At 69.0% G+C, this 19,184-nt stretch carries 16 protein-coding genes and 1 pseudogene; 7 read left to right on the top strand and 10 right to left on the bottom strand.

Features of this window, described 5'->3' with window-relative positions; all coding sequences use genetic code 11:
* Positions 1–3: 3 nt before the first annotated feature.
* On the bottom strand, positions 4–4,686 hold the full coding sequence (locus NBG84_RS09050; RefSeq protein WP_250918772.1) for an ATP-dependent helicase: 4,683 nt from the start codon (positions 4,684–4,686) through the stop codon (positions 4–6).
* 294 nt (positions 4,687–4,980) lie between these two features.
* On the opposite strand from NBG84_RS09050, the gene NBG84_RS09045 reads away from it, so the two are divergent.
* From NBG84_RS09045 to NBG84_RS09035, 3 genes are read left to right on the top strand one after another with little or no spacing between them, the layout of a single operon-like run.
* Positions 4,981–5,853: a helix-turn-helix domain-containing protein gene (locus NBG84_RS09045; RefSeq protein ID WP_250918771.1), complete on the top strand. Its 873-nt coding sequence runs from the start codon at positions 4,981–4,983 to the stop codon at positions 5,851–5,853.
* A 27-nt stretch (positions 5,854–5,880) separates the two neighbouring features.
* Positions 5,881–6,834: an AzlC family ABC transporter permease gene (locus NBG84_RS09040; protein ID WP_425608594.1), complete on the top strand. Its 954-nt coding sequence runs from the start codon at positions 5,881–5,883 to the stop codon at positions 6,832–6,834.
* Positions 6,831–7,139 (top strand): AzlD domain-containing protein, encoded by a 309-nt coding sequence (locus NBG84_RS09035; protein WP_250918770.1) that lies wholly within the window; start codon positions 6,831–6,833, stop codon positions 7,137–7,139. Before NBG84_RS09040 ends, NBG84_RS09035 begins: the two co-directional genes overlap by 4 nt.
* A gap of 25 nt (positions 7,140–7,164) precedes the next feature.
* Here NBG84_RS09035 and NBG84_RS09030 read toward each other — a convergent pair whose 3' ends face one another.
* Positions 7,165–8,100 (bottom strand): hypothetical protein, encoded by a 936-nt coding sequence (locus NBG84_RS09030; RefSeq protein WP_250918769.1) that lies wholly within the window; start codon positions 8,098–8,100, stop codon positions 7,165–7,167.
* 79 nt (positions 8,101–8,179) lie between these two features.
* Between NBG84_RS09030 and NBG84_RS09025 the strand changes: the two genes are divergently transcribed.
* Both NBG84_RS09025 and NBG84_RS09020 read left to right on the top strand, forming a co-directional pair.
* Positions 8,180–8,374, top strand: coding sequence for a DUF3046 domain-containing protein (locus tag NBG84_RS09025; protein WP_250918768.1), 195 nt, complete (start codon positions 8,180–8,182; stop codon positions 8,372–8,374).
* Positions 8,375–8,763: 389 nt separating this feature from the next.
* A complete protein-coding gene (locus NBG84_RS09020) occupies positions 8,764–9,966 on the top strand; it encodes an AI-2E family transporter (RefSeq protein ID WP_250918804.1) in 1,203 nt (400 codons plus the stop codon).
* Between the two features lie 372 nt (positions 9,967–10,338).
* Here NBG84_RS09020 and NBG84_RS09015 read toward each other — a convergent pair whose 3' ends face one another.
* A complete protein-coding gene (locus tag NBG84_RS09015; RefSeq protein WP_250918767.1) occupies positions 10,339–10,866 on the bottom strand; it encodes a CPCC family cysteine-rich protein in 528 nt (175 codons plus the stop codon).
* 361 nt (positions 10,867–11,227) lie between these two features.
* A complete protein-coding gene (locus tag NBG84_RS09010) occupies positions 11,228–11,953 on the bottom strand; it encodes a class I SAM-dependent methyltransferase (protein ID WP_250918766.1) in 726 nt (241 codons plus the stop codon).
* A gap of 340 nt (positions 11,954–12,293) precedes the next feature.
* Here NBG84_RS09010 and recA point away from each other — a divergent pair, with 340 nt between their 5' ends.
* Both recA and recX read left to right on the top strand, forming a co-directional pair.
* Positions 12,294–13,421, top strand: a complete 1,128-nt coding sequence (gene recA, locus NBG84_RS09005) for a recombinase RecA (RefSeq protein WP_250918765.1) — start codon at positions 12,294–12,296, stop codon at positions 13,419–13,421.
* A pseudogene (gene recX / locus NBG84_RS09000) lies at positions 13,394–14,023 on the top strand (recombination regulator RecX); the annotation flags it as partial. The gene recA and the pseudogene recX, both read left to right, overlap by 28 nt.
* A gap of 377 nt (positions 14,024–14,400) precedes the next feature.
* Here the strand turns inward: recX and NBG84_RS08995 are convergent.
* From NBG84_RS08995 to NBG84_RS08975, 6 genes are all read right to left on the bottom strand, one after another.
* A complete protein-coding gene (locus NBG84_RS08995; protein WP_425608593.1) occupies positions 14,401–14,799 on the bottom strand; it encodes a rhodanese-like domain-containing protein in 399 nt (132 codons plus the stop codon).
* Entirely contained in the window at positions 14,790–15,296 is a 507-nt protein-coding gene (locus tag NBG84_RS08990; protein WP_250918803.1) for a cupin domain-containing protein, read from the bottom strand. Before NBG84_RS08990 ends, NBG84_RS08995 begins: the two co-directional genes overlap by 10 nt.
* A gap of 372 nt (positions 15,297–15,668) precedes the next feature.
* Entirely contained in the window at positions 15,669–15,755 is an 87-nt protein-coding gene (locus NBG84_RS41370; RefSeq protein ID WP_311307652.1) for a putative leader peptide, read from the bottom strand.
* Between the two features lie 32 nt (positions 15,756–15,787).
* Entirely contained in the window at positions 15,788–17,383 is a 1,596-nt protein-coding gene (locus NBG84_RS08985) for an FAD-dependent monooxygenase (protein ID WP_250918763.1), read from the bottom strand.
* 218 nt (positions 17,384–17,601) lie between these two features.
* Positions 17,602–18,483 (bottom strand): amino acid ABC transporter permease, encoded by an 882-nt coding sequence (locus tag NBG84_RS08980; RefSeq protein ID WP_250918762.1) that lies wholly within the window; start codon positions 18,481–18,483, stop codon positions 17,602–17,604.
* Positions 18,480–19,154, bottom strand: a complete 675-nt coding sequence (locus NBG84_RS08975) for an amino acid ABC transporter permease (protein ID WP_250918802.1) — start codon at positions 19,152–19,154, stop codon at positions 18,480–18,482. Before NBG84_RS08975 ends, NBG84_RS08980 begins: the two co-directional genes overlap by 4 nt.
* Positions 19,155–19,184 lie beyond the last annotated feature (30 nt).

The raw sequence follows: 19,184 nt of genomic DNA, 5'->3' as shown, positions 1-19,184 counted from the left end.
TTGTCAGGGGCGAATCCTCAGCCCTCTCGGGGTGGCGTGGAATCCCGCTGCTTCCAGGGCTCGCGCCAGCGGCGATGTCAGCGCGGGCACACCATTCGCCCGCTCCACGGTGACCGTGCCGAGCGTCCCCACCCGTGCCGCGCTCGCCAGGGCCTCAGCCGCCGCGTTGAGCGCCGGATCGTCCGGGTCCGTCACCCAGGCCAGCAGTGTCCGGCCACCGCGCTCCATGTACAGCGTCAGCTCGCCATTGACCAGGACCACCAGCGAGCCGGCCTTTCGCCCCGGCTTATGGCTGGCACCCTCCGGAGACTCGGGCCAGGCAAGGGCGGCGCCATAGGCATTGGCCGGGTCGGCGGCGGCCAGAACCACCGCCTGCGGTGCGCTGCTGGTGTCGGCGCGCTCCCGCGCGGTGGCGGTGGCACGGAGCCGGTCCACCGCACCGTCCATGGCGAACTGGGCCGCCCCCAGCCCTTCCACGACATAGCCTCGGCGGGCCTGCCCGCTGTCCTCGAAGGCAGCCAGCACGCGGTACACGGCGGAGAAGCCACCGTGCACACCCTCAGCGGACACAGCTCCCCGGGTGACCACCCCATGGCGGTCGAGCAGCGAACGGGCCAACGCGTGGGCCCGATGGGTGGGCTCGGGCTCGATGGCCGGAAGCAGAGACCAGCGGCCGCTCACCGTCGGTGGCCCACCACGGGACGCCGGACGCGCGGCGGCGGCCGTGAGGCCGCCATAGCGCCCCCGGGGCACGGTCCGCCTGGCCCGATGGGCGGTGGACCCGGCGGTGCGGCCCGAACCGAGCAGTGAGCGCAGCGGGGCGAGGCTGTCATTGGTGAGCCGGCCGGACCAGGTCAGCTCCCAGACGGCGTCGGCCAGCTCTGGATCGGTGGCGTCCGGATGCGTGGTGGCCCTGACCTGGTCGGCGATCTGGCGGAAGAACAGACCGTATCCGGGGGCGAGCGCGGTGAGGACGGACTCCTGGAGCGCGGTGAGCTCCAGGGGGAGGGGCGGCGGGAGCAGCAGGGGCGCTGTGTCGGCGAGATAGAGCGAGAGCCAGCCGTCCTTGCCGGGCAGCGCACCGGCACCCGCCCAGATCACCTCGCCGGTGGTGGTCAGCTCGTCCAGCAGGGTGGGGCCGTACCCCTGGACCCGGGACGGAAGGATCAGCTTCTCCACAGCGGAAGCGGGCACACTGACCCCTTGGATCTGCTCGATGGCCCGGGCCAGTCCGTCGATGCCGCGCAGGTCCTTGGCGCCCAGGTGCTGCCACTGGGGGAGGAAGGTGGCCAGCGCGGCCGGGGGAACCGGCTCCAGCTCCTGGCGCAACGCCGCCAGTGAACGTCGGCGCAACCGTCGCAGAACCGTCGCGTCACACCACTCCATGCCGAGAGCGCCCACCGCATCCGCGGAAGGATGGTCGCCGATGGGTGGACGGAACTCCCCGTGGACGATGCGCCCGGCTGCGGCCAGCCGCCTCAGTGCCCCGTCGGTGACCGCGGTGCCGAGACCGAACCGTGCTGCCGCCTGTACGGAGGTGAACGGGCCGTTCGTCCGGGCGAAACGGGCCAGCAGATCGCCCAAGGGGTCCTTGACCGGCTCGGTGAACGCCTCCGGGACCCCCACGGGTAGCGCGGTGCCGAGCGCGTCCCGCAGTCGGCCGGCGTCCTCGATCGCCGCCCAGTGGTCCCCGCCCGCGATCCGGACCTGGATGGCCCGTCGGGTGCTGGCGAGATCTCGCGCCCACTGGGGATCGCCACCGCGTGTGATGAGCTCCGCGTCGGTGAGCGGGCCGAGGATCCGCAGCAGATCGGCGACGCCCTCCTCGTCCTTGATCTTCCGCTCGTCGGTGAGCCACTGGAGCTCCCGCTCCAGCTCGGTGAGGACATCGGCATCGAGGAGCTCTCGCAGCTCCGCCTGCCCCAGCAACTCGGACAGCAGCCGGGAGTCCAGGGAGAGGGCGGCGGCGCGCCGCTCGGCGAGCGGTGAGTCCCCCTCGTAGAGGAACTGAGCCACATAGCCGAACAGCAGCGAGCGGGCGAAGGGGGACGGCTCGGGAGTGGTCACCTCCACCAGGCGGACGCGGCGGGATTCGATGTCGCCCATCAGCTCGGTGAGCCCGGGGACGTCGAACACGTCCTGGAGGCATTCGCGGACCGCCTCCAGGACGATCGGGAAGGACCCGAACTCGCTTGCCACCTGAAGGAGCTGGGCCGCGCGCTGGCGCTGCTGCCACAGGGGCGTCCGCTTGCCAGGGCTGCGCCGGGGCAGCAGCAGGGCCCTGGCCGCGCACTCCCGGAACCGGGACGCGAACAGCGCCGATCCGCCCACCTGCTCGGTGACGAGCTGGTTGATCTCGCCCTGGTCGAAGACGGCGTCCGCCGCGCCCACGGGGGCCTGTTCGCTGTCGTAGGTGGTATCGACGGCGGCCGGGTCCTGGTCAAGGAGGTCCAAGCCCATCAGATCACTCATCAGGTCGGCGTCGGGCAGCCGCAGCACGATGCCGTCGTCGGCATGCATGACCTGGGCGTCCATGCCGTACCGCTCGGTGAGGCGGGCGCCGAGCGCCAGCGCCCACGGTGCGTGGACCTGAGCGCCGAACGGGGAGTGGATGACCACTCGCCAGTCGCCCAGCTCATCGCGGAACCGCTCGACGAGAATGGTCCGGTCATCGGGCACATGACCGCAGGCGCGGCGCTGCTCATCGAGATACGCCAGGATGTTCTGCGCAGCCCAGGTGTCCAGGCCCGCGGCCAGCAGTCGCAGCTGTGCGTCCTCGGGGGAGAGTGCCCCGACCTCCCGTAGGAAGGCGCCGACAGCGCGCCCGAGCTCCAGCGGTCGACCGAGTTGGTCGCCCTTCCAGAAGGGCAGCCGTCCGGGCACTCCGGGGGCGGGCGAGACCAGCACCCGGTCCCGGGTGATGTCCTCGATCCGCCAGGACGTGGTGCCCAGGGTGAAGACATCGCCCACCCGGGACTCGTACACCATCTCCTCGTCCAGTTCCCCGACCCGGCCGCCGCCCTTCTTGGGGTCGGCGCCGACGAGGAAGACGCCGAAGAGCCCTCGGTCCGGAATGGTGCCACCGGAGGTCACCGCCAGGCGCTGGGCTCCGGGTCTGCCGGTGACCGTGCCCGCGATCCGGTCCCACACCACGCGCGGACGCAGTTCGGCGAACGCGTCCGACGGATACCGTCCGGCGAGCATGTCCAGGACGGCCGTGAACGCCGATTCGGGCAGCGAGGCGAAGGGCGCGGCCCGGCGGGCCAGCGCCAGCAGGTCATCGGCTTGCCAGGGGTCCATCGCCACCATCGCGACCAGTTGCTGGGCCAGCACGTCCAAGGGGTTCGCCGGGATGCGGAGCGCCTCGATGGCACCGGTGCGCATCCGCTCGGTGACCACGGCGGCCTGCACCAGGTCCCCGCGGTACTTCGGGAAGACGACACCGGTGGAGACCGCGCCCACCTGGTGTCCGGCGCGGCCGACGCGCTGGAGGCCGGAGGCGACCGAGGGGGGCGACTCCACCTGGACGACCAGATCGACCGCGCCCATGTCGATGCCCAGCTCCAGGCTGGAGGTGGCCACGACCGCGGGCAGCCGCCCGGCCTTGAGGTCCTCCTCGACCAGGGCGCGCTGCTCCTTGGAGACCGAGCCGTGGTGGGCGCGGGCGAGCAGGGGCGGGGCTCCCCGGGCGGCTCCGGACTGGGCCATGATCTCCGCCGGTGGTGCCCCTTCGGGCAGCGGCTCGCCCATGGCCCGCTCATAGGCGATCTCATTGAGGCGATTGCACAGCCGCTCGGCGAGGCGGCGGGAATTGGCGAAGACGATGGTGGAGCGGTGGGCCTGGACGAGATCGGCGATCTTCTCCTCGACATGGGGCCAGATCGATGGTTTGTCCCCGCCGTTGGTGGCCTCGGCTGAGGCTCCGGTCGCCGGTGGGCCGCCCAGCTCACCCAGATCCTCCACCGGAACCACTACGGACAGGTCGAATTCCTTGCCGGACGGAGGCTGGACGATCTCCACCCTCCGCTGCGGTGAGAGATAGCGGGCCACCTCATCCACCGGCCGTACCGTCGCCGACAGACCGATACGGCGCGCGGGGCGCGGCAGTAGTTCGTCCAGACGCTCCAACGAGAGGGCGAGATGAGCCCCTCGCTTGGTCCCGGCGACCGCGTGCACCTCATCCAGGATCACCGTCTCGACACCCGCCAAGGCGTCTCTGGCGGCCGAGGTGAGCATCAGGAACAGCGATTCGGGTGTGGTGATCAGAATGTCCGGAGGCCTGCTGGCCAGTGATCGGCGCTCGGCTGGAGGAGTGTCGCCGGATCGGATGCCCACCCGCACTTCCGGCTCCGGCAGCCCCAGCCGCACCGACTCCTGGCGGATACCCGTCAGGGGGCTGCGCAGATTGCGCTCCACATCGACCGCGAGCGCCTTCAGCGGGGAGATGTAGAGAACGCGGCAGCGCGCTTTGGGGTCCGCGGGCGGGGCGGTGGACGTCAGCTGGTCGAGCGCGGCCAGAAAGGCGGCCAGCGTCTTCCCGGACCCGGTCGGGGCCACGACCAGCACATCCGAGCCCTCGCCGATCGCACGCCAGGCACCTTCCTGCGCGGCGGTGGGCGCCTTGAAGGCTCCCGCGAACCAGCTTCGGGTCGCGGGAGAGAAGGAGTCGAGCGCAGTCCTGGCCATGCCCCCCATCGTGCACCGCGCCACTGACAATCGACCTCCGCGGGCGCACCGGCGCCACCGGACGCGGGGGCTGGGCACCCGACCGGGGGCCAGCGGCCGGACACCCACGGTGGACGCGGATGCCCGGGTGGATGCTCCTGCGAGTGACGCGGTACATCCAGCCCGCGGCGGCGTCGCTGGACTGCCGCCGACCACCCGAGCTCTCCATCTCGCCGCCCTTGGTCCCGGCTCAGGGCTGTGAGCTGGGCCGGGACCAAGGGCGCAGGGCGGCGCTGTGCGCAGCACAATGGACTCATGGGGGATCTGGCGCCGACAGAATGGGCGAGGCACTGGCAGTTCGAGGCGTTGCCGGGCCTCGATCTGCTGCATGCCCGGTATGTCCGGCACACCTTCCCACGTCATAGCCACGAGGGCTTCACGGTCGCCTCGGTCAGTGGCGGCGTGGAGGACCTGATCATGCCGGACGGTGTCGTTCCGGTCCGCCCCGGCATGGTCGTGATGATCAACCCGGAGGTGCCCCACGCGGCCCGTGCCGGCGTTCCCGAGGGATGGACCTACACCACCCTCTACCCCTCCGCGGACCTGGTCTCGGGCATCGCCGATGAGGTCACCAGCCTCCGCGGCACCCCCGCATTCGCCGAGTCGAATGTCGAGGACCCCCAGACCGCCGAACTGATCCGACGCGTCCACCTGGCTGCTGAAGCGGGCAACGCACTGGCCGCCGACAGTCTGCTCCGGATCGTCGTCGCCAGGCTCCTGAGCCGGCACGGCAGCCGGCTGCCCTCCCGTACCCCCCGGTCCTCCAGCGGCGCTGGCGCTCGCACGGCGGCCCGGGCGAAGGCGCTCCTTGAGGAACAGATGATCCGACCTCCCACTCTCGATCGACTGGCGCAGGAGGTCGGCGCCACCCCCTTCTCCCTGTTGCGCGCCTTCAAGTCGGCGTACGGCATGCCGCCCCACACCTGGCTCACCGACGCACGGGTGCGCAACGCCCGCCGCCTCCTGGAAGCCGGGACCACTCCCGCCGAAGCCGCCATCGCCGTGGGCTTCACCGACCAACCGCATCTGAACCGGCACTTCACACGCATCGTCGGCGTGCCCCCGGGCGCGTACCGCAAGGAGCGCTGGGGCCGTACCGGGCAGCCGCAAGAACGTACAAGACGATGATCGTAGGGTTCGCGTAACGTCCGCTAAGTGGCAGAACAGACAGCTCACCCGACGAGCGATCCCCAGCAGGGCCCACCCCTGACCACCGGGACCGCCCAGCCCCTGTCCAAGCCGGACTCCGCGGTCGTCCGCGACGCCCTCGGCGTCGGTATCGCCGTCGGGCTTTCGGGCTTCGCCTTCGGGGTGACCTCAGCGGGCGCCGGCCTCACCCTCCTCCAGACCTGTGCGCTGAGCCTGCTCGTCTTCACGGGGGCCTCGCAGTTCGCACTCGTCGGCGCGATTGCGGCGGGCGGCAATCCGTTGACCGCTGCCGCAGGCGCCTTCTTCCTCGGCGTGCGCAATGCGTTCTACGGGCTCCGCCTGTCGCAGCTGCTGGCCCTGCCCAAGGCGGTGCGTCCCCTCGCCGCGCACTGGGTGATCGACGAGACCACGGCCGTCGCGCTCGCCCAGCCCGACCGTCGGTCGGTACGCCTCGGTTTCACCGTGACCGGTCTGACGCTGTACGTGCTCTGGAATCTGACCACCCTGTTGGGAGCGCTCGGAGCCGAGGCCATCGGAGACACCAACGCCTGGGGGCTGGATGCCGCGGGCCCCGCGGTCTTCCTGGCTCTGCTGGCACCCATGTTGCGCACGGCCACCGAGCGGGCGGTGGCCGGCCTTGCGGTACTGCTGGGGCTCGGGCTGCTGCCCGTACTGCCCGCCGGGCTGCCGGTGCTGGTGGCCGCGCTCGCCGCGCCCGCGGTGCTCTGGCTCAAGGGCCGCAGCCTCGATCTGGCGACGGAACGATTCAAGCGGTCCGAGGCGGACGGCGGGCGATCCGAGCGCAGCCCCCGACACGAAGCCCGGATCGAACCGGTGTCCACCACGGGCACCGACCACGACACCGCGGCGCCCGCCGCCTCCGGTACTGCGAGCGCCGAAACCCCCCGTACCGACCCGGAGACCCGCCGTCACGACTCCCAGAAGGGCGAGGACCGATGAGCATCTGGATTGCGATCGCCGCGACCGCTGTCGGCTGCTACCTGGTCAAACTCGTCGGTCTGCTGGTGCCCGCCGGGGCACTGGAGCGTCCGCTCGTCCAGCGCCTGGCCGCGCTGCTCCCCGTCGCCCTGCTGGCAGCCCTCACCGCGCAGCAGACCTTTGGAGCCCACGACTCCCTGGTGATCGACGCCCGGGCGGCAGGGGTGGCGGCGGCGGCTCTGGCCCTCCTCCTGCGTGCGCCGTTCCTCGTCGTGGTCGCGGCGGCGGTGGCCGTCACAGCGGGAGTGCGGGCGCTCGGCGGCTGACCTCGGTGGATCGGCGGGGGGCAGGTCAGCCGATCCCCCGTCCGTACGCCTGGAGCGTGCGCAGCGCCTCGATCGTCACCATGGGCCGTGCCTCCAGAGCCGTCCCCGGTGCCCACCGCCGCCAGCTGATCGGCCACCCACCGTCCTCCTCCTGGGCGCGTTCCAGGTGGGTCAGCGACCGTTCCAGCTCCTCGTCCGTGAACCAGCGCCGCGCCAGCGATCCGGGCGTACGGGCGAAGTCGTACGGGAAGTGGTGCTCGCCAGGGGCGTATCCATCGGCGACCGGGTAGTCCTCGAACCGCTCCGGGTCCAGCACGGCCCATCGTCTTTCGCGCACCAGCCTCCCGAGCCGGTCCGCCACCGCTTCGGCGCGGGAGCGGTCCGGCACCCCGTCGAGGAAGGCGACCGCGGCCTCGATCTCGTACGGGTGTGAGTCCTCCAGTCCCTCCACCGCGGCCCAGCAGAAGTCAGTGGCCCGAAACAGCCAGGCATGCCAGACCCGGTTGCGATGCAGCAGCCCGACCACCGGCCCCGTCGTCAGCAGCTCGCCCGGCGGGTCATCGGAGATCGGGATGAAGGGGGCCGTGGGGTAGCCGCGCTGCGCGGGGTGGATCGCGGGCAGTGCCCCCTCGTCGGTGGACACCTCGGTGAGGTAGCGGCCCACCCGCTCCAGTCGCAACCCGCCGCAGCGGCCGATGGAGTCCAGCACGCGCAGCGCGTGAACGGTATGCAGCGGTTGGCTCACCGGCCCGCGAAGATCCGGCTCCAGCGCATGGCCGTAACCGCCGTCCTCGTTCAGATAGGCGGCCAGCGCGGTTTCCACCCCGTCCGCGCCGCCCTGGAGGAAGTGGTACGCGAAACGCCGCTGCTCCAGCACCCGTGCGGTGAGCCAGATGAACTGCTCGGCGCGGGCGCGAGGCGAAGCGGTCGGGTGCAGGGGGTCCGGTCCGGTTCCAGCCATGCTTCGACCGTAGGGCGGAAAGGGCTTTCGGCATCCGGAACCGGCCGGACCGCACCCCTTGGGGCGGGATAATGACGTCATGCGGTTGACGAGTTTCTGGGAGCGGATGGCGGAGCACTTCGGACCGTCAGCGGCCGACTCCTTCGCCAAGGACCATGTGATGGCCGAACTGGGCGGTCGTACGGTGCATGAGGCACTGGACGCCGGCTGGGAGGCCAAGGACGTGTGGCGGGCGGTCTGCTCCGCCGTTCAGGTGCCCTCCGACAAGCGATGAAGCGTGCGCAGGAACTGGCCGGTATGTCCCGCTTGGAGTTGTTGCGCCCGAGGATGTGCGGTCAGGTGGCGGGTCTGATGATGACCGTGCGTGCGTGGTGTTCGCCGACCTTGATCTCAGGGTGATCGATGGGAGCGCGTCAGGTAGGCGACACTTGCCCCGTGGCCTCGACGACCGACAAGAGTGATCAGGACAGAACCGAACAGGGCGTACCTCGGCAAGGCGGCATCACCGGCGCGCCCGCCGGCCAGAGGGACGGTGCGCAGACGAACCGCAAGGACGCCAGCGCACCCGAAGACCCCTCGGCATCCCACCCCACCGCGCATGACGCGCCTCCACCGGCCCTGCCTCCGCCCGGCCCGCCCACCGAGCCGCTCGGGCCGGCCCGGATGCCCCGCTGGCTACCGCGCGCCATGGTGCTCGCGCTGACGCTCTACGCCTGCTTCCAACTCGGCAACTGGGCCTTCCACCAGCTCATCAGCCTGCTGATCAATATCCTGATCGCCTTCTTCCTGGCGCTTGCCATCGAGCCCGCGGTGGGCCGGATGGCGGCCCGTGGCATGCGCCGGGGGCTTGCCACCTTCCTGGTGTTCTTCGGGGTCATGGCCGCCGCGGTCGGCTTTGTCGTACTGCTGGGCTCGATGCTCGCGGACCAGATCGTGACCATGGTCGAGGACTTCCCCAAGTACCTCGACTCCGTGATCAGCTGGATCAATCAGAACTTCCGCACGGAACTGTCCCGGGTCGAAGTCCAGGACAGCCTGCTGCGCTCCGACTGGCTGCGGAAGTACGTCCAGAACAGTGCGAGCGGAGTGCTGGACGTCTCCGCGACCGTTCTCGGCGGGCTCTTCACGCTGCTGACGATATTCCTCTTCTCGTTCTACTTCGCGGCTGATGGGCCCCGGTTGCGCAAGGCGATCTGCTCGGTGCTGCCCCCGGCCAAGCAGACCGAGGTGCTCCGCGCCTGGGAGATCGCGGTCGACAAGACGGGCGGCTACATCTACTCGCGCGGTCTGATGGCGCTCATCTCAGGCTTCTCCCACTTCGTCCTGCTGGAGATCCTGGGGGTGCCGTACGCTCCCGCGCTGGCTGTCTGGGTCGGCCTGGTCTCGCAGTTCATCCCCACGATCGGTACGTATCTGGCGGGTGCGCTGCCGATGCTGATCGCGTTCACGGAGAATCCCTGGTACGCGCTGTGGGTGCTGGGTTTCGTGGTCGTCTACCAGCAGTTCGAGAACTATGTGCTGCAGCCCAAGCTCACGGCCAAGACGGTGGACATCCATCCAGCGGTGGCCTTCGGCTCGGTCGTCGCGGGTACGGCACTGATGGGTGCGGTGGGCGCGCTGATCGCGATTCCGGCGGTTGCCACGCTCCAGGCGTTTCTCGGCGCCTATGTGAAGAGGTACGACGTCACCGATGATCCACGGGTGGACGGTCACAGAAGGCGTGACGGCGGACGGTTCCTCCAGCGGATGCGGTCCACGCTGACCAAGTCACCCGCCCCGCACCCCCCTGGCTCCCCGCGCGATCCGGGGCCCGGCGCCGGTGCTCGTAGGACCGCTGAGGACGAGTCAGCCACCGATCGGAACTGACCGTTCCGAGTCCGGCGGGAGAGCCGACGAAGGCGGATGCCTCGGCTGTGAGGCGATTCGACCGTCGAGCGCGCAGTGCGGAGCAGCTCGGCGGGGTTCGACCCGTGCCACTGGATTCGGCCAGCAGGGGCGCGGGCCGCTAGGGGCGGGGATGTCCTGGAGATGTCCCACTGTGCCCAAGCGGCCCCGCCGCCTCCTCTCCCACTGGTTCTCCTGGGCCCGACACAGCGGCCGAGCTCCTCAACGGGGCACAGCAGGGGACCACCGACGAACTGTCCTGAGCGCCCGGTGTCATCCCACCATCGGTAGCGGCTTGCCGCTCCTACCGGTTGGTGCGTTGCGGGCTGTCCGCGGTCCGGGGCGGATCAGCCCTCAGGAGGCGGCAGGCCTTTCATCGCGCCGCCAGTAGTTCGGCCGCCACCAGTACAGGGCTGTGAGGTCGTCCGGCAGCGGGTCATCGCTGATGTCTGCCTCGAACGGGTCCCGCGAGAGATCGATGAGACGCCACCCCGGGTCGAGGGGTTCATCGTCGGCCGGCGGTCGTACATGGCGCAGATGACGTTCGTCCATGGCTCCGAGCCGCTGGAAGTTCGCCTGTGCCTCAATCAGGCTCAGGCCTCCGTTCGGGCCGATCGCCGCCCATGGGTAGCGGAGCTGGAAGGGGTCCTCCTGCCAGCGGCAGACGTCGCAGATCTCGTCTGACCACAGCGCTGCGAACATTTGGTGTCCACAGCAGGGACAGGGCAGCCAGCCTTCGGGAGGCACCTCGGCGGGTTCCGGCGCCGTGGGCGGACCGCCGTACTTTCGCTGCATCTCGGCCTCCAGGGCCTCTAGCTCCGCGAGATCGGCAGCTGTGTCGTCCGGGTCGTTGGCGCTGTCCATCCTCGCTGAACTGGTCATACGCAGGATCCTAGGCATGCGTCCCCTGCCCGGGGCCATCGATTTCCGGGGGCAGCGAGCCAGGTGGACCGGGTGTGCGCAAGGAGGTGTGCGGCTGGCGCTCCGACCGCATCGAGACTCGCCTCAGATCCCCCGCGGGCCGCCCGCGGCCGACCAAGGCATCGCTGTGACCCCCGGCTTGCGCACGCCGACCGCACCGCGCCTGAGCCTCTGTTCGGGCACTCGAACTTCGTACTCGAACTCCGGACGCAAACTCTGCACTCGAACTCCGTTCCCGGATTCCGTGCTCAAGTCTTGTTCTCGGATTCCATGGGCCCGAACCCGCATCCGTCGAAGTGTGAGCGGTGTGGATGGCTGAAAATCACGGACGACGTGCGAGGAAGACGAACTCCCTCCCCGGGCGGTCGGGCGCGTCGCGGACTTCGTCCACCACATAGCCGTGTGCGGCCAGGTCCCGCTCGACTTCCGCACGCTCGCGGAAGCGCAGCGTCGAATCCGACGTCAGCACCTGTCCGTCCGCCGCGAACCCGTAGGTCCAGCGGAAGGTGAGCAGGGGCAGACTCACGTCGATCAACTGGCCCCAGCTCTCGACAGCGCCGATGCCTGGGATCTCCGTCACTTCGTAGGTGTTCTCGCGGGTCCATTCCTCCCAGGCACGTCTGGCCGGGTCGCGGGTCTCGAAGACCAGACGCCCACCGGGGCGTAGTGCTTCGTAGGCTCCCTGGAGCGACTCGTGCCACGTATGCGGGTCGGTGATGGCCTGGGCGACGTTCGCCGTCATCGTCGCGAGGTCGACCTGCAACGGGGGGAGGTCTGTGGCGTCACCGCAGATCCAGCGAACTCGCTCACCGCCCGGTTTTGCCCGGGCGACATCGATGGACGCCAGGGCGGGATCGACGCCGACGACCTCGATCCCGCGGTCAGCCAGGAGAAGTGCGAACACCCCTGTGCCGCAGCCGATGTCCAGCACCCGGCGCGCCTTGAACTCTTCCGCGACCTGGAGGTAGGCGGCCAGATCGCTGCGGTCGGAGTGGAGCGGATCGTAGATCGCGGCGAGCCGTGGATGCGCGAAACAGTCGTCAGCCATAGGGCCGAACGTAGTCATGGCGGGGCCCGAACAGCCACTGGGTTTCGCTGGCGGCCTCCTCCCCGCTGCCTCCAGCCCGATCACTCCTCGAAGACCCGAACCTCCGGGCCATCGATGTTCGCTGGCGTCGGTGAAACGCCGATGGCGCGGGACACCGGGGCATCCGGGGCGCGCCGACCAGCACGCTTGACACTGAAATCGAACATCCATTCTCATGGGATTCAGGTCCCTGGCGCCCTGGGTTATCCACAGGCTGGCGGGACGTCGGGGCCCATTGTCAGTGGCAGGGGTTAGCGTCTGTGACGTGAAGCGATCAACACAAGCAAATCGGGTGGAACCCATGGCAGGAACCGACCGCGACAAGGCGCTGGACGCCGCGCTCGCACAGATTGAACGACAGTTCGGTAAGGGCGCAGTGATGCGCCTGGGCGAACGGCCGAATGAGCCCATCGAGGTCATCCACACCGGGTCGACCGCGCTCGATGTCGCGCTCGGCGTGGGCGGACTGCCTCGCGGCCGGGTCATCGAGGTGTACGGACCGGAATCCTCTGGTAAGACGACACTGACCCTGCACGCAGTGGCCAATGCCCAGAAGGCGGGCGGCGCGGTGGCCTTCATCGACGCCGAGCACGCCCTTGACCCCGAGTACGCGAAGAAGCTGGGCGTCGACATCGACTCCCTCATCCTCTCCCAGCCGGACAACGGCGAGCAGGCCCTGGAGATCGTCGACATGCTCGTGCGCTCCGGTGCGCTCGACCTGATCGTGATCGACTCTGTGGCGGCACTGGTGCCGCGGGCGGAGATCGAGGGAGAGATGGGCGACTCACACGTCGGCCTTCAGGCCCGGCTGATGAGCCAGGCACTTCGAAAGATCACCAGCGCACTGAACCAGTCGAAGACGACCGCGATCTTCATCAACCAGCTCCGCGAGAAGATCGGTGTGATGTTCGGCTCGCCGGAGACCACCACCGGTGGCCGCGCGCTCAAGTTCTACGCCTCGGTGCGGCTCGACATCCGCCGTATCGAGACCCTCAAGGACGGCACGGACGCGGTCGGCAACCGCACCCGAGTCAAGGTCGTCAAGAACAAGTGCGCGCCGCCCTTCAAGCAGGCCGAGTTCGACATTCTGTACGGGCAGGGCATCAGCCGCGAGGGCGGTCTGATCGACATGGGCGTGGATCACGGCTTCGTCCGCAAGGCCGGTGCTTGGTACACCTACGAGGGTGACCAGCTGGGCCAGGGCAAGGAGAACGCTCGTAACTTCCTGAAGGACAATCCCGATCTCGCGGATGAGATCGAGAAGAAGATCAAGGACAAGCTGGGCGTCGGAGTCAAGCCGGAGAAGCCGGCGGAACAGCCCGCCGCTGACGATGCCGCTGCGGCTGTCTCCGTCGACGATGCCGCCAAGACCGTGCCGGCGCCTGCCACCAAGGCCAAGACGGCCAAGGCGACGGCAGCCAAGAGTTAACCACCATGCCTTTTTCATCGAAGAGGCGAACCACAGGACAGGGCGACGGCCCCGACTCGTCGAGGGCCGAGAAGGAGCCGTCGCCCCAGGACCCGGCCGAGCGGGCGCGGGCGATCTGTCTGCGCCTGCTCACCGGGACTCCCCGCACCCGCAAGCAACTCGCGGATGCGCTGGCGAAGCGGGACATCCCCCAGGACGTGGCCGAGGAGGTCCTCTCCCGTTTTGAGGACGTGGGGTTGATCAACGACGCGGCCTTCGCGGATGCCTGGGTGGAGTCCCGGCACCACGGCCGGGGCCTCGCCCGGCGGGCGCTGGCGCGTGAGCTGCGCACCAAGGGGGTGGACCCCGCATTGGTCGATGAGGCTGTGGGCCAGCTTGATTCCGAGCGGGAAGAGGAGACCGCGCGCGATCTGGTCACCCGTAAACTCCGCTCGACCCGGGGGCTGGACCGCGACCGTCGTATCCGCCGCCTGGCGGGGATGCTGGCCCGCAAGGGGTACGGGGAGGGAGTGGCCCTTCGGGTGGTGAGACGGGCGCTGGAGGAAGAGGGGGAAGACATGGACGCACTGGGGGATCTGGAAGATCTACGAGGGGACAGCTGAGGGGGCGCAGCCAGCAGTTGTCGGACGGTGCTGTTGAAACCGCTGAGCCAGTAGTCGACAGCAATCGGGGAAGCACCGCATCCGAAGAAACATCTCATTCGAAGAAACGCCGCATTCGGGGAAGCGCCGTCGTCTGTACCTGCTGTTTTCGTCTGGCAGGTCCCACCCAACCGGACCGGGTTCATCACCATTCAGGCTCGTTTGAGCCGCTTCGTATGCGATAGATCCGCCTGCCCGACCCCAGACGGATGAGATGCGATTCGTCCCGCCTACTGGGCCAGACGACGGGTACCGCGGAATCCTCTGTAGGGAGCCTCGGCCCCACCCAGCGGCCACCCCATCTGGCCGCCGACTGGTGAGGCCCAGGCTCCAGCCCTCTACTGAGACTCGACCGCCGGCAGCCCAGCAGCCTTCCAGGCCTGGAAACCGCCGATCAGATCCGTCGCCCGGCGCAGCCCCAACTGACGTAGGGAGACCGCTGCCAAGGAGGAGGCGTACCCCTCATTGCAGATCACCACCACCCGAAGATCGTGGCTCACCGCCTCGGGGGCGCGATGGCTTCCCCAAGGGTCGAGCCGCCATTCCAGTTCATTGCGCTCCACGATCAGCGCACCCGGGATGATCCCGTCCCGTTCGCGCAAGGCGGCATAGCGGATGTCGACCAGCAGGGCTCCAGCCCCGGCTTCGGCGAAGGCCTGCTCGGGCTCGACCCGATCCAGTTCCCTGCGGGCCTGCTCCAGTAGCTCATCGATGCCCACCGGGTCGCTCACTGCCACTCCTCCGCCCGCTCGACCTGCTCCAACCTGAGCACTGCACCGGACCGGCTGAAGCGTCGGATCAGGGGGAGCGGCGGGTAGTACGCATGCACGGAGACGGCATGGTCAGTTGCCGACACATTGAGTACCTCGTGCACATGGTGCTGGCCAAAGGCGCGCCCCTGCCCCGCCGCCAACTGCCGCTGCCGGTCCACTCCTTCGCGTAGCTCCAGGGTTCTCCAACCGCTTGCCGGAAGCCTTGCGGCGAGAGAGTGCTCCGTCAACTCGCCCGTTGCCGTGGCGAATGCGCCGATCGACTCCGCATGATCGTGCCAGCCGGTGCCTGTGCCGGGTGGCCAGCCGATCAGCCAGGCCTCGCTACCGGCCGGACCATCGAGACGGACCCAGGTTCGCCCATCGGGGTCGAGGGGGAGGGAAGCAATCAGCTGGGGGTCGGCTGCGGTCTGCCGTACGAAGGTGAGCAACTCGGCAGCGGTTGGGGCAACGGCCCCTGCGATACCTGAAGAGGCGTCAGACGTCCGTTCGGACCCCCCAAGCCCTTGAGATCCTTCCCACCTCCCAGATTCCCCCAGGTCCTGAAGCCCTGACCGCTCTTCGGGCCGCGAAGCCAAGGGCGGTACGGACGAGACGGGAGGTACAGGAGCCAGAGGGGCTTCAGCAGAAGGAGAAAGCACCTGAGGAGATGCAGAAGGAGCCGGAGGCCTGGGGACCGCTGACCTCCTCGGCTCCCCCGACTGACGGGCAGAGGCCCCCGCCGAGGCGACGGACTGGGGCAGGTGCTGGGCAGACTGGGACACGGAGAACCGTCCTGGATGTTCGCTGGAGAGCGCCCGGGCCCCCGGCCCTGGGCGCAGAGAAGAGAGGCGAAATCAACAGGACGGTCGACACACACAGCCCGCGTAGCGGAGCAGGTCCATATGGACCCTCCGCCACAGGCGTACATCGGTGTCGGTCACGCTCCGGAGTACACCATGTCGGCCCACGAGGGTCAATTGACGTCCGCGGTCCGGCCGCTGGGCGCCGCCGCTGGCGCACCTCCCCGCACAGCGTCCGCCGCCTCGTACAACTCAGCAGGCCGTACCCCCGGGAAGGAGGCGACCAGATGCCCGTCCGGGCGTACCAGCAGCACCGTATGGGCAGAGGCCCCGGGGTAGCTCTCCGTGACTAGCAGCTCTGCGCGGGCGGGAAGCGCGCTGACCGCGCCAGCCAATCGCGGCATGACTCCCGCACTCTGCCAGTGCCTTCGGTCCCATACCCCGGTACCGGGTGCGACGAGCACCACCAGGAGTCGGCCTCGCCCCAGTCGGTCCCGAAGCCGGGTGACCGTCCCGTCCGGTGCGGTCACCCGTACATCTGAGACCGGCGCGCCCGCCTCGGTGCCCACCAGAACCTGTTCGGGGACATGTCCTGAACTGAGCGGTGAGTGCCGGTACACCGGAGAGGCACCGAGCGGCCCCTGCCCCAGATGGCCATCGGTGAGCAGGATGTCGTGACCCCGAGCCGCGCCCGGCAAATAGGTCCGCAGCGCTCCGCCACCGCGCAGTATCGGCAGCACCTGATCGGCGGCACGCAGTCGACCCGCGACTGAGGTCCGGCGCTCGGCCTGATAGCTGTCGAGGAGTGCTTCGGATGGTCCGTGATGCCAGACATGGGCCAGTTTCCACGCCAGGTTGTCGGCGTCCCTCAGCCCTTCATCAAGGCTTCCGGTGCCGAGCGCCCCCAGCAGATGGGCGGCGTCGCCCGCGAGGAAGGCCCGATCCACCCGCCAGCGTCGGGCCAGCCGGTGGTGGATCGTATGCACTCCGGTGTCGATCAGTTCATAGGGAGGGGTCTCACCGCACCAGCCCGCCAGGGTGTCCCGGACCCGGTTGATCAGGGCATCGGGGGTGACCAGTTCGCTGCGCGGTGGGAGGAGCCAGTCCAGCCGCCAGACATCATCGGGCAGGGGGCGGGCCGTGATCTCCTCGCCGCCCGTGCGCCACGGCGGCGAACGGTGCAGCAATGCCTCATCGGGCCAGGGCAGTTCGGTCCGCAGGGCTGCGACGGCGTGCCGTTCCACCGCCGTACGCCCTGGAAAACGGATGCCGAGCAGTTTGCGGACCGTTGAGCGGGCGCCGTCGCAACCCACCACATGACTTCCGCGCCACCAGACCGCTTCGGGTCCACGGGTATGGACGGTGACCCCGTCGGCGTCCTGCTCCAGGGAGTCCACGCGACTCTCCGTGACGAGGGTGATCTCATCCCTTGCGGCCACGGCATCCCGCAGCCCTCGGGTGAGCGCGTGTTGGGGGATGTGCAGCGGTGCGGGGGAGTCGTCGTCTCCCAGTACCACATGCCGCACTTCCTGCTTGCGCCGCAGCGAACGCCAACCGATCCAGCGGGAGCCTTCGTCACGGAGAGTGGCACAGTCCAACCGTTCGACCATGGCGGCGGTGTCGGGTCGCAGCACCACGGTCCGGGCCAGCCGCGGCTCCTCCTTGCCCGTGGTCTCGTCGAGGACGATGGAGGGCACTTGCTGCTGTGCGAGGGCGAGCGAGAGCGCCAGCCCGACCGGGCCCGCGCCGACGACGATCACCGGGTCCACGGAGTGGCTCCCGTGGCTCGGAGGGACATGCCGGAAAGGGTGGTGGGAGCCCGGTGCGTGATCACAGAACGTATGCAACCTACTGGGGGTGCCTGCGTCAAGTGACCAACGGGCGACATGGCGAACACTGAACCACCCGGGGCGGCAGGAGACTGATGAAGCGAAAAAGGGGCGGTGGCACCGCCGTGCCACCGCCCCTGCTCTCGTTCGGCGGGCCCTCAGGCCGCGCCGCCCCCGAGACCGGCGTCGATCTTCTTGATGTCGACTACGGCACCCGTGGTCTTCTTCGTTCGCCGTGCATGACGTTCCAGTGCACTGGCGATGCTGGTGAGGATGAAGTTGAGGACGATGTATATCAGCGAGATCACCACCAGGGTGGCGATGGTGTTGGCGCCGTAGTTGGCGGTGATCGGGCGGGCCTGGTAGAGCAGTTCACCCAGCCCCAGCAGCACGCCACCCAGCGCGGTGTCCTTGACGATCACCACGAGCTGGCTCACCAGGGCGGGCAGCATGGCGGTGACAGCCTGCGGCAGCAGCACAAACGCCATGGTCTGACTCTTGGTCATACCGATCGCCTTCGCCGCGTCGGTCTGACCACTGGGCAGCGAGAGAATGCCCGCCCGTACGATCTCGGCGATCACCGAGGCGTTGTACAGGACCAGGCCCGTGACAACCGCGTACAGCGGACGGATGTCCGAATCAAGGTCGGTGAACCCGGCGAAGGCCGCACTGGCGAACAGCATCAGCATCAGTACCGGAATGGCACGGAAGAACTCCACCACCGTGCCGACGCTCACCCGTATCCACGCATGGTCGGAGAGCCGGCCGATACCGAGTAGCGCGCCCAGCGGCAGGGCGATGGCGAGGGCGAGGCCAGCCGCTTTCAACGTCTCCAAGAGGCCGGGCAACAGGAAGGTCGTCCACACGTTGGAGTCCTTGACGAAGGGACTCCACTTCTCCGCCGCCAACTGGTTCTTGTCGGCCATGGCGCCGAGCACCCACCACGCCACGAGGCCGAGGACCGCGACGAACACCACCGTGTAGATGATGTTGCGGGTCTTGGCCTTGGGACCCGGGGCGTCGTACAGAACGGACGTCATCGCTTCACCGCCACACGCTTGGCCACCCAGCCGAGCACCAGGCCCGTGGGCAGAGTCAGAACGATGAAACCGAAGGCGAAGACCGAGAAGACGGCGAAGATCGCGTCGGCTTCGTTCTCGATCATCTCCTTCATCAGCAGGGAGGCTTCCGCCACCCCGATCGCCGCGGCCACCGTGGTGTTCTTGGTGAGGGCGATGAGGACGTTGGCGAGCGGCGCGACCACCGAGCGGAAGGCCTGGGGGAGGATGATCGAGGTCAGCACCTGAGTGAAGCTGAGCCCCAGTGCGCGGGCCGCCTCCGCCTGTCCGACCGGGACCGTGTTGATCCCTGACCGCAGCGCTTCACACACAAAGGTGCCGGTGTAGGCGATGAGCCCCAGCACCGCGAGCCGGAAGCCGATGACCTTGAAGTCCTCGGAGCCGAGGGTGACCCCCAGCGTCTGGTTGAGAGCCAAGGAGCAGGCGACGATGATGACGGTCAGCGGGGTGTTGCGGACCACGTTGACATAGCCGGTCCCGAAGGCCCGCATCATCGGTACGGGACCCACCCGCATGCCGGCCAGCAGCGTTCCCCAGATCAGGGAACCTATCGCTGAGTAGACGGTGAGCTTCACCGTCACCCAGAACGCCTCGAGCAGGTCGTACTGCCCGGAATCAAGAAAGTCGAACACGTTGACCCGCGATCTCCCCTGGTTGGATCG

This window comes from Streptomyces albipurpureus, assembly GCF_023701525.1.
Classification (GTDB): domain Bacteria; phylum Actinomycetota; class Actinomycetes; order Streptomycetales; family Streptomycetaceae; genus Streptomyces; species Streptomyces albipurpureus.
This window is presented reverse-complemented; position numbering and strand designations above follow the sequence as displayed.